Genomic DNA, 11,146 nt, shown 5'->3' with positions numbered 1-11,146 from the left:
TAAGGATACCCCACCTTGTTTTTTTAAGCCTAAAACTTACTTACACAGACTATTGTACGTCATCTCTCATACCGATGACGGAACCGCCGCACAATCTCAGTATCGAGTCTTCAATAATCCTGCCCGTTTGTTTAAGTCTAATCGTACTCAGTCGCTATATTTATTTCAACATAAATATTCAGAGTATCTTGTGTAATCAAGCAAAAACTAATCAACTCCAATTTTATGCCAATTTTCAGGTCAAAATGTAGACTTACAATGGTCTATTGTTACCGAACAAATTAGCATACAAATACTTATGTCTTACGAATCAATTGATTTTTATGCGCGTATACAGCCGCTTGCGTACGGTCTTGGACTTCAAGCTTACTTAAGATATTGCTCACATGGGTTTTTACGGTTTTCACACCTATATAAAGGTGGTCACTTATTTCTTGGTTCGTCATTCCTTCTCCGACGCACATTAATACTTCGAGCTCTCGATTAGTCAGATCATCATGCAACTTTTTTTCTCCTGTGCGAAACCGTGTCATCATTTTTGTGGCTACTTTTGGTTCGATAACATTTTCTCCTTTGTATGCCTTCTTAATCGCTTCTGCAATTTCATCGGCAGAGGAGGTTTTTAACATGTAACTAAAGGCACCAGCTTCGAGAGCAGGAAAGACTTTTTCGTCATCGTAAAAACTCGTTAAGATAATAATTTTACACTGTTCAGTAGACATGATCTTTTCAGTTGCTTCAATTCCTGTGCCATTTTCCATAATTAGATCCATTAATACGACGTCAGGCTTAAGTTGTTTGACTACTTCAACAGCTTCGTTGCCACTTGACGCTTCACCAACGATTTCCAGATCATCTTCTGTATTCAAATAAGTGATGACACCCTTTCGTACAACATCATGGTCATCGACAATAACAACTCTTATCATACGTCATTCCTCCTCATCCATTGCTTTCACGGGAATTCTTAAATCGATATATGTTCCCTCTTCTTCTCTTGAGCGAATAGTGAAATCGCCACCGATCTCTTCACATCGTTCTTTCATGTTTTTCAACCCATATGATGCTTTGTTTACTTTCTTTTCTTCAGTATTAAAACCAACCCCGTTATCTTCAATATGTATAAATACTTCTCCGTTGCTTTTTGATAGCAAAATTGTCACTTCAGTGGCGTTGGCGTGTCGCAGGATATTCGAAAGAGACTCTTGAACAATTCTAAAAAGTTGCTCCTCCACCGTCTTTGATAATCCATGTACTTCTTCCATATTCATATCAAAAGTGATGGGACATTTTTGTTTTAATTCCTCAACTAACTGGGTGATCCCTTCAGCTAATGGTTCTCCTGACAAGTCAACAGGTCGTAAATGTAATAAAAGCGCTCGCATTTCTGTCTGAGCTTGTAGGGCTGTTTGAGTAATTTCTGTTAATTGTTCTTTAGCTTGTTCTGGTTTTTTGTCAAAAATTCTCTCCGTAGCTTGGGCCATCATTGTTAGTGCAAACAATTGTTGGCTAACAGCATCATGAAGGTCTCGAGCTAATCGCTGACGTTCTTCAATCGTGGCTGCCTTATGAGCTGAACGGGCAAGTTCCCCTTTTTCATCGGCTAACTTTAATAGCGATTCCTTTTGTTGGGAGAGTTTCTCCCCAAGTTCATTTAACTCATCACCAAGACCGGCAATTTCATCATTTTCGTTAAAGTAAATCCGTGATGATAACTCTCCTCTCGCTAATTGAGTAATCATTGTCGAAATATAATCGATCCGCTGCTTTAAATCACCACTCGATTGGAACCCGGCATACATAGCCATTAGAAATCCAATTATTACATAAGTCATAATAAAAAACAGAATAGCTCCAGTACTCAGCCATGCTGGTTGAAACCATACATATACCGATAGAATAATAGCTAATAAGATAAAAGTATTGAGGACTAGACCATACATATGAGAACGTATATACATGTATCTAATACTATTCAGTTGTTTGAGCATATACCCACTCCCCCTTACACTTGCTCGACATTGATCGATCCTATGCTATAGTCAATATAAAGACTTAGCCTTCGGGATGCTGTTTTATAATCTTCGGTTTCATACGTTAACTCTCGCTGTAAACCGCTCGCGTCTTGATTCATCACCTTAATATCTCCAGTTTTCATTTTAGCTTCGACTCGAAACGGTATATTTTTAGGGATGAGCATTTTCACATCTCCAATCCAGCCACGAACGATAATCGGAGTATCACCGTCCGGAATAAAAGCCTTCGTAAAATCAAAGTGATAGTCCCCAATGCCATTCCATAGGTTCATCGGTTCTACTTTCCAGTTGTCTTTTTTATACTCTTGACTTCCAATCGCCATCCGTGATGATTTAGGTTTATGATTAGAATGGGAATGTCTAAATGTTTCACTTTCCTTCTCATAATGGAACTCTGCTTTTTGCTTGGTTTTATTACCTTTCAAAAAAATACTAAAGCCAATATAAATAAATAATAACGGCCATAACATCAAAAGATCTCCGAAAGCAAAGTCTATTACACCAAACCGATCAAGGATTAACAGGCTGCTAAAAACGAACAAGAACGAACCTAAAATCCAAAAACCTCCTTGATGTAATAAGGCATCTAACCACAACTTCATCCCAACAGCTAACAATAGAAAGGGGTAAATATTCTCCCATGTTATTTTGATTTCCAGTGAGACGATTTCCAAATTCGCTAACAGCAACAGGATTCCAACAATAATTAATCCTGTCGCCACTACTATATTTGTCATTCCTCTTTTCATTTTTGACCACCCTTTTTATTACTCCATCTTTAAATTATTCTCTAGGAATTTTAAAAATCCTTCATGATACTTTTGATCTCTATTCATAGCTAAATGAGCCACTAATCCCAAAGCAAGGAGCCGAGACAATTAAATATCATCAACTTAGACAAGCCACAAAGGCAATGCGGGGAAAGAAAGAAACCCAAAATAAGTTCACTCTTCACTAATGGTTAATAGGACCACTCAGCTCCCATTATATAAATTTAGTAACCTTCTGCTGAAAAAATTGCTCCAATAATTATAAAAGGTTTTGGTTAGTAAAGGTATTTATCCTTTATTTTCTTCCGTTTGTTTTGTGGTTACCACACCGAGTTCCCCTTTACATTGTTCTTACTTTTAATAGTAAAGGGATCGATCATCGTACGTAACGAACTTTAGATGGTTTGTTTCTCCGCCCCTAGACGGAGTTTTCCAAATAAAGATCTATACTTCAGAATTATTCTAATAACATAGGTTAAAAATTTCAAAAAAATAACACATTCCCCTCCCCCCTTCCATATACATCAAATATGGACAAGGTAAAGGGTGAACGTATCCATGACTAAACAAAGTCTTATCAAAGGAACCATCGTTCTAACTATAGCTGCTCTTATCACAAGGATATTGGGCTTTGCTAATGGGATCGTGTTGGCTAATATTATCGGTGCAGAAGGTATGGGTTTGTTAATGATGGCCATGCCAGTAACAGGCTTATTAATAACGTTAACTACCTTAGGTTTACCAGTTGCTATTTCAAAGCTTGTAGCTGAAGCTGAAGTAAAACAAGACCATCAACGAGTGAAGAAAATTCTCGTCATATCATTAACAACTACAGGGGTCATGGGAATCGTATTGATGATTGGCGCTTTAATCGGGGCAAAAGCATTGTCATCGGTTTTTTTGACGGATCAAAGGGCTTACTATTCCTTGCTAGCAGTCATTCCGATCATACCAATTATTGCTGTATCTTCTGTACTCAAAGGGTACTTTCGCGGAAAACAAAATATGAATCCTATTGGTCTGTCTCAAGTAATTGAGCAAGTGGCAAGAATCGCCTGTATCTTTTTTTTCGTACGGTGGCTGTTGCCTTATGGAATTGAATTTGCCGCAGCTGGCGCGGTATTGAGCGGCATTGTCGGTGAAGCAATTTCTTTGTTATATCTATTATCTGCTTTTAAGTGGCTTAAACAAAAACGGTTTAAGCTTCGTAGTGGTTTCACTAATCATATGAGTAAAGGACAAGGCGTGTTAAAAGATTTACTTCACACGGGTTTGCCTACAACTGGCAACGGCCTAATACACTCTGTAACTGGAGTCATTCAGCCGATTCTTATTACACAAAGTTTAGCTATAGCAGGTGTTGGGACAGCATTAGCTACTCAGCAATTTGGAGTGTTAATGGGGTTTGTACTTCCTTTATTAATGCTGCCAGGGTTTATTACACATTCAATGTCAATCGCATTAATTCCTGCAATCAGTGAAGCCAAGGAAAAAAACGCCAAAGGGTTGATTCATAAAAGAACCCAGCAGGCGGTTAGAGTTTCATTAGTCGTCGGAATGCCTTGCACGATCATTCTCTTTCTTTTTGCTGATCAGTTAACGACCATTATTTATAATTCACCTGAAGCAGCGGTACTTTTAAAATTGATGGCACCTTTTCATCTTTTACAATATTTTCGAATTCCCTTACAATCCGTAATTATTGGGTTAGGCAGAGCAAATATCGTAATGATTAACGATATATTGGCTTCTGTGGCCAGGTTAGGATTTATCTTCTTCTTAGCCTCCCAACCTAATTTTGGTATTTTTGGTGTATGTTTAGGAATTAGTGCCAGTATTATCTTAGGGACTTTGCTTCACTTTTTTACAATAGCCAAACTAATCGGGTTTAGCTTCAAGCTAGCCGATGTCGTCAAAGTCTTATTATCTGCTGCTCTTATGGGGTATATAGGGAGATTTCTTTTCACTTTCTTAAGTAGTGAAGTCAGCAACGAGATTTTTGTGTTATGTACTTCCTTAGCGGTTTCTCTACTCATTTATTTAGCATTATTAAAGTGCTTAAACCTTCTTAATTTTAAATAAGACGGATAGCCCGTTTTTAAAGTCGCAACCTAAAAAATTCGGAATTGTTTCGAGCACCTCTTGTTTTTAACAGTATTTGTCTATAATGGTCGTAGCATCTTTCTTACCTTTTAGTAAAGAATCCATTCAAAAAAGTAGTTCGTTTTGGAGTGGTTTTCCCACTCCAAAACTGAACTACTTACTACCTTTTTTCTAAATTAAACCTCTGGAACGAATGTTTTACAATCCGTTTCCTCACTCTTTGCTGCCTTATCACCTGTATGACTCACTACATAGATGGCATCCGCTGTACACTTATTTCCTTTGCCCCAATATTTACAGTTATTAACTTCACACAATACGTCTTGAGCCATGTTATCCTACCCCCTCTCTAATATTGTTTGCAGATTCAGGGGAATGATACTTTTATGATTTTGGAAATTATCATCGTTTTCACACTTTATAAAATCGTCGCTACCCACTATCACTTTTAAGCCATGACCTTTATAATAGATAAGCATGAACAGAACTTTATTAAAGAAAAGGTGTAGCAAATGAGTTTACTCACAGTTAACAATTTAAGTCACGGATTTGGAGATCGTGCTATCTTCGACGATGTATCCTTTCGTTTATTACAAGGAGAACATATTGGACTAATTGGCGCCAATGGCGAAGGTAAGTCCACTTTCATGAATATTATCACAGGTAAATTAGAGCCTGATGCAGGTACGATTACTTGGTCTAAACACGCACGTATTGGTTACTTGGACCAACATGCTGATTTAAAACAGGGCATGACGATGCGAGACGTACTGCGAACCGCTTTCCAATATCTTTTTGATATGGAAACACAAATGAACAATCTTTTCGCAAAAATGGGAGAAGTCAGTCCCGAAGAACTCGAAGAACTCCTGGAAGAAACCGGACGACTTCAAGACTCGCTTACGAACAATGACTTCTATACGATCGACGCTAAGGTTGAAGAAGTCGCCAATGGCTTGGGGCTGGACGATATCGGACTCGATCGTGACGTTCACGATTTGAGTGGTGGACAGCGCACGAAGGTATTACTGGCCAAATTGCTTTTAGAAAAGCCAGATATTTTATTACTCGATGAGCCAACCAACTATCTCGATGTGGAGCATATCGAATGGTTAAGAAAATATCTTCTTGAATATGAGCATGCATTCGTTCTTATCTCTCATGACATTCCCTTTTTAAACAGTGTCGTTAATTTGATCTATCATATGGAAAATCAGCAGGTCACCCGTTATCCAGGGAATCACGATGAATTCCTCCGTGTGTATGAGATGAGAAAACAACAATTAGAATCAGCATATAAGAAGCAACAAAAAGAAATTTCCAGTTTAAAAACCTTTGTTGCAAAAAACAAAGCCAATGCTGCCACAAGTAAATTAGCGAACTCTCGTCAGAAAAAGCTCGACAAAATGGATGTTATTGAGCTGGATTCAGAAAAACCAAAACCGAGGTTTAACTTCAGAAAAGCACGAACTTCTGGTAAGTATTTGTTTGAGACTGATGATCTTGTCATCGGTTACGACGAACCTCTTTCAAGACCGCTGAATTTATCAATGGAACGCGGTCAAAAAATCGCCCTATCTGGAGCAAACGGTATCGGAAAAACAACTTTACTCAAGAGTATCCTCGGTGAAATCAAGCCAGTATCAGGATCTGTTCAATCAGGAGATTACCTTCATATTGGTTATTATGAACAAGAACTAAAAGAACAAACAAACAACACGTGTATCGAGGAAATATGGGAGGAATTTCGTCATTTTACTCACCATGAAGTTCGGTCTTCCTTGGCTCGATGCGGCTTGACGAAAAAACATATTGAAAGTAAAGTTCAAGTGTTAAGCGGTGGCGAAAAGGCAAAAGTACGACTTTGTAAATTGATTAATAAAGAAACCAATCTGCTCGTACTCGACGAACCAACTAACCACCTCGATGTTGATGCAAAAGCAGAACTCAAACGTGCATTGAAAGATTATAAGGGCAGCGTGCTTCTCATATCACACGAGCCGGAATTTTATCAAGACATCGTCACAGACGTATGGAACTGTGAAGATTGGACAACAAAAGTATTCTAAAATGACAAGGACTGTCTTCGTAATGAAGGCAGTCCTTGTTTAGTCCTTCTCCTTGAATAAGCGAAATTGATCACGTAAATACTAATCATTACAATTATTTTCCATCATGGTTCATCCACAGTTGTATATACACGGTTTCATCGAAAGGAGGGCTGACCATATTTAAGCTGTCAAGAAAACATATTAAAGAGTTAAGACAACACTTAAAACAATCCATTCGCCAGAGCAAACAGGCAGATCATCTTACAGAAGATGAAGAAAATTTAATTCAATCGATCCGCTCCCGCACTCAGAAAAGTAATCAAAACAATGTAACAAGAACTCAAGCCTATTTAGACTTTTATCTAAAACATCAAGAGATCCATTGGGCATTACTAGCCCATTTAGTATCACGCAATGCTGGTTGGAATATGACCGACCTTAAAGGTGAATACTTACCAAAACTGTTATCAGAAAAAGAACAAAAAGATTTCTTTGCCTTCCTTGAGCGTGGAAATTGGTTGATTTTCCAAGATGCTTTTCCTCAGCTATTATTATATGAAGAAAGCAAAAAGCAGGGCCGTCCCCTATTTCATTTATTATCCTCAATGGACATCTCTGCCTTTATGGAACCATTTTGGAAACAATTCTGGTCTCAATCAACAAAGCAAGAGCTAACGATCTCTTTGATTATTAATGAACAGCATTATATTGAAGAGCGCGTGGTTCAAAATAAACAATTCAAAGACACAGTACTTGATACGATCATGTTTAAGCTACAGGATGTTTTTGCCTTTAATCACATTTTGTTACCATACATTTCACCTGTACAAAAAAACACACAATTTGTTGGAGGTACTGTTCATCATTTCTCTTCGGTAGAGGATAGAATTACTTTAGGTAAAGGTTTATATGATTTACTTTTTTCGGAACAAAGTCGTTTTGCACAAACTGTGGACTGGGCGAGATCCACTACTCACACAGGATCACGAAAGGATTTTTGGCCACAATTATTCAATGACGTAAAAGAAACAGCTCCCGGTCATGTACACGAGTTACACAACAGCCCCTGCTCCTTTCAACCTAAAGCACCGCGAATTTACAGTCCCTCTCTTACTACCGTATGGCAAGATTATACGCACAAAAAAAGTGAGACTGGTGATTGGTTTAAAGATAAGAAGATGCTTCAATTTGTGAAAAAACCTGTGAAAGTTTTGAAAGGCGATATTCAAGATACGTATTGCAAGAGAATTGAAGAACTTGAGATGGCCGCCTTTACAAAAAATAGATTTTTAAATAAATGATTATTTAACCATAATTTCCCACCCTTTATAATACAGTAATTTAAAAGGGGGGTATAAGCTTGAAAAAAATTTTATTAATTGTCGATCCCGGAATTGATGATTCTTTTGCCATCATGTATGCCTTGCTTTCTCCTAAGATCGACATAGTCGGAATTGTGTGTCAGTTTGGAAATGTTAGTCGTGAGGATGCACTACGGAATAGCAGTTTCCTGCTGAACCTAGCTAGAAGAGAAGATATCCCTCTAATTAATGGAGCCAGCGCCCCACTTTCAGGTCTTCCACCCGAGCATTATTACGATATTCATGGTACTCATGGTATGGGTGAACTTAATATAAAGAATACCATGTTCAAAAATATCTATCCTTTTCACAAGATCTACGATTTGATAACTAAATATGGGAAAGATCTGACCATTGTAAGCCTTTCACCTTTAACATCGCTAGCTCTCACCTATCTTCATGCTGGAAGTAATATACGCGATGTTAAAGAAATTTTTGTAATGGGTGGGGCCTTTTTAGTACCAGGGAATGCTAGCCATTTAGCCGAGGCGAATATTTATGGTGATCCCCATGCTGCAAAAATTGTCACAACTCATGGAGAAGGAATTACATTTGTACCACTAAATGTTAGTCACCGTTCCATCGTTTCCAAGGAAATGATCCACTACCTGTCCCTACAAACAGATGCGCCCTTCTCCCCTATTTTAAAACCTCTTATGGATTACTACAGTGAACAATACCAATTATCCATGCCTGGAATAAACGGTGCTCCATTACATGATGTTACCTTGCTTTCTATCCTTACAAATGAAGATCATTATACAACCGTTAACCGACAAATTTTCGTTGATACCGATGATCTGACAAAAGGATTGACTCATGCGGACTTTCGGCCTGTTCCAGAAATGGTTGATGACCATCCAATAAACAAAATCGTTCTTGATATTAATGTAGAACATTTGTTGAATGATTTTATGAAGGTTATGAATTCTTCTTCGTAAAGTCAAAGTGGAGTCATTCGTGAAAAATTGAATTTATCCGCCATTTCATTGTATATATCCGCTTGATTATAAATTTATCAGCGAAACGATATGACCGCTTGAAAGAGTTGACACAGTTTTTTTGCTTATTAAAATACAACACTTTTTTCCAGTTAAGGACTGCCCTTATATTTGTAAGAGTGTGTATGATCGTCTTAACAATCATACAACCATTGTTACTCTTATCAATATCGATGCTCACGAAAAGGGTATACATACGAATAGTTATGCACATTGAGGAAGTTGTGCTTGTTGCGCTAACTTAGCAGGATTGTTGAAGACTCGATTCCGAGATGATTGTGTGGAGAAAGGAGCGGTGGGGAAGGAGTCGCTTTCCCCACCGCCCCTTGCCGTATGTTTCTATCGAAATCGTGCTGTTTTACCGTCCCTGTTAAAGCATAAGATATCTGATATAACGCCAATTGAAGCCTGATACAGATCAGGGGATAGGGCCATCACAGATTGAGCCATTAGATAAGTTAAAAATCGGGTGTGATAGCGTGTTTATATGGAGGGTAGGAGATTACCTGTTGTGTATGCCTACCCATCCCCCATGCTCCGATGAAAAGCAACGGAACCACGATTCTTTTATTGAATAATCCGAAGTTTTAAGCGATAGGCAAGAAGGCACCTTCCAGCACAATTCTCACTCGTAAGGAATGCTTTTCACTTGAAGCACCACATCTGATGCTTCCGTTCTCCTCACGAAAGCAAGAAGGTCCGGGAAATTGCGAGACTCCTACCTTTAAAAGCGGAGGCGCCTTGGTCAGCGGCGTATGGACTGGACTGAGTTGTCGGAGATAAAGGAAACACGAAGAACATCGTGATTCGATGTTGACTTATCGTACAGAAGCGAGGGAAGTCTCACTAGCCGCTAGGCGCTGGAGCTGGATAACGCCCGATAGGATTAATGAATTAGATTTAGCCTTCGTCCTTATAAAACGTAAGAGCTGGGATGAACATGATTGGTGAGATCCCGCAAGGCGTAGCCTGAGGAAGCTCACCTCATGCCCACGGAAAGCGAGTGATTTCCCGGACCTTCTAACGCCATCCTTTGTAACGGAAACCACCGTATAAATCAGGACAATGATTAACAAATGTTTTGTTATTAGAGGCTGCCATTCACTATAAAATGGGGATGATAATTTCCAGTAAAGTGTGTCAGTTATTTTAGCAGAAACTGTTTCATTTTAAATGACGATCACAAACGATCAACAAGGAGGGTTCAAGTTGATTCATACAATCAAACAAGGCGAGACCTTGACCCAAATTTCAAGAGATTATCGAACTCCATTGCCCGAAATTATTAGTGCAAATTCTACCATCAATCCAAACCTCATCTATCCTGGCCAAAATATTGTTATACCTGGCTTTCCTGATCCTAATACCATTCCTTTTCAAATTGACGTCTCCCTAACAAACCGCCACTTAAAATTACTCAGAAATGGAGGGTTGCAAAAAGAGTATCCGATTGCGGTTGGTAAAATGCTACACAATACGCCGATAGGAAAGTTCATTATTATTAATAAAGCCCCTAATCCCGGGGGTCCATTTGGTACGATGTGGATGAGTTTATCCAAACAACACTATGGAATTCATGGAACCAATGATCCAAGTTCCATTGGTCAAGCTGTTTCACGTGGGTGTATCCGTATGTACAATCAGGATGTTGAAGAATTAGCAAATATTATCCCTATAGGCACATTGGTTTCCATCCATCCTTAACGTGAAATCTCACAGAAAATTTGACTCATTTCAATGATGTGATAAAGTATGCACTATTATAAAAAAAGCTATGTTAAACGATAGTGTTGATAGTGCTGATTTGAACAAATGCTCTTTAAT

At 38.5% G+C, this 11,146-nt stretch carries 9 protein-coding genes; 5 read left to right on the top strand and 4 right to left on the bottom strand.

Annotation, left to right across the window (positions count from 1 at the left end; genetic code table 11):
- Window positions 1-296 precede the first annotated feature (296 nt).
- From ACFQIC_RS12165 to liaF, 3 genes are read right to left on the bottom strand one after another with little or no spacing between them, the layout of a single operon-like run.
- Window positions 297-929: a response regulator gene (locus tag ACFQIC_RS12165; protein WP_204711194.1), complete on the bottom strand. Its 633-nt coding sequence runs from the start codon at window positions 927-929 to the stop codon at window positions 297-299.
- A 3-nt stretch (window positions 930-932) separates the two neighbouring features.
- Window positions 933-1,991, bottom strand: a complete 1,059-nt coding sequence (locus ACFQIC_RS12160; protein ID WP_204711193.1) for a HAMP domain-containing sensor histidine kinase — start codon at window positions 1,989-1,991, stop codon at window positions 933-935.
- A 14-nt stretch (window positions 1,992-2,005) separates the two neighbouring features.
- A complete protein-coding gene (gene liaF, locus ACFQIC_RS12155) occupies window positions 2,006-2,785 on the bottom strand; it encodes a cell wall-active antibiotics response protein LiaF (protein ID WP_204711192.1) in 780 nt (259 codons plus the stop codon).
- A gap of 579 nt (window positions 2,786-3,364) precedes the next feature.
- Between liaF and spoVB the strand changes: the two genes are divergently transcribed.
- Window positions 3,365-4,888: a stage V sporulation protein B gene (spoVB, locus tag ACFQIC_RS12150; RefSeq protein ID WP_204711191.1), complete on the top strand. Its 1,524-nt coding sequence runs from the start codon at window positions 3,365-3,367 to the stop codon at window positions 4,886-4,888.
- A gap of 197 nt (window positions 4,889-5,085) precedes the next feature.
- Here the strand turns inward: spoVB and ACFQIC_RS12145 are convergent, their stop codons facing one another.
- Window positions 5,086-5,241, bottom strand: coding sequence for a DUF1540 domain-containing protein (locus tag ACFQIC_RS12145; protein ID WP_204711190.1), 156 nt, complete (start codon window positions 5,239-5,241; stop codon window positions 5,086-5,088).
- 180 nt (window positions 5,242-5,421) lie between these two features.
- Between ACFQIC_RS12145 and ACFQIC_RS12140 the strand changes: the two genes are divergently transcribed.
- From ACFQIC_RS12140 to ACFQIC_RS12125, 4 genes are all read left to right on the top strand, one after another.
- Window positions 5,422-6,978 carry an ABC-F family ATP-binding cassette domain-containing protein gene (locus ACFQIC_RS12140; protein WP_204711189.1) on the top strand — a complete coding sequence of 519 codons (1,557 nt, stop codon included), beginning with the start codon at window positions 5,422-5,424 and terminating at the stop codon, window positions 6,976-6,978.
- A gap of 56 nt (window positions 6,979-7,034) precedes the next feature.
- Window positions 7,035-8,261 (top strand): DUF2515 family protein, encoded by a 1,227-nt coding sequence (locus ACFQIC_RS12135; RefSeq protein ID WP_390217121.1) that lies wholly within the window; start codon window positions 7,035-7,037, stop codon window positions 8,259-8,261.
- Between the two features lie 59 nt (window positions 8,262-8,320).
- Window positions 8,321-9,262 (top strand): nucleoside hydrolase, encoded by a 942-nt coding sequence (locus ACFQIC_RS12130; protein ID WP_204711188.1) that lies wholly within the window; start codon window positions 8,321-8,323, stop codon window positions 9,260-9,262.
- A 1,269-nt stretch (window positions 9,263-10,531) separates the two neighbouring features.
- A complete protein-coding gene (locus ACFQIC_RS12125; RefSeq protein WP_204711187.1) occupies window positions 10,532-11,026 on the top strand; it encodes a L,D-transpeptidase family protein in 495 nt (164 codons plus the stop codon).
- Window positions 11,027-11,146: the final 120 nt, after the last annotated feature.

This window comes from Halobacillus seohaensis, assembly GCF_042663045.1.
Taxonomy (GTDB): Bacteria; Bacillota; Bacilli; order Bacillales; family Halobacillaceae; genus Halobacillus_A; species Halobacillus_A seohaensis.
This window is presented reverse-complemented; position numbering and strand designations above follow the sequence as displayed.

Excerpts from the sequence above, each read along its gene's own strand:
- ACFQIC_RS12165 (WP_204711194.1), bottom strand. The coding sequence starts at position 929 with ATGATAAGAGTTGTTATTGTCGATGACCATGATGTTGTACGAAAGGGT.
- ACFQIC_RS12160 (WP_204711193.1), bottom strand. The coding sequence starts at position 1,991 with ATGCTCAAACAACTGAATAGTATTAGATACATGTATATACGTTCTCAT.
- liaF (WP_204711192.1), bottom strand. The coding sequence starts at position 2,785 with ATGAAAAGAGGAATGACAAATATAGTAGTGGCGACAGGATTAATTATT.
- spoVB (WP_204711191.1), top strand. The coding sequence starts at position 3,365 with ATGACTAAACAAAGTCTTATCAAAGGAACCATCGTTCTAACTATAGCT.
- ACFQIC_RS12145 (WP_204711190.1), bottom strand. The coding sequence starts at position 5,241 with ATGGCTCAAGACGTATTGTGTGAAGTTAATAACTGTAAATATTGGGGC.
- ACFQIC_RS12140 (WP_204711189.1), top strand. The coding sequence starts at position 5,422 with ATGAGTTTACTCACAGTTAACAATTTAAGTCACGGATTTGGAGATCGT.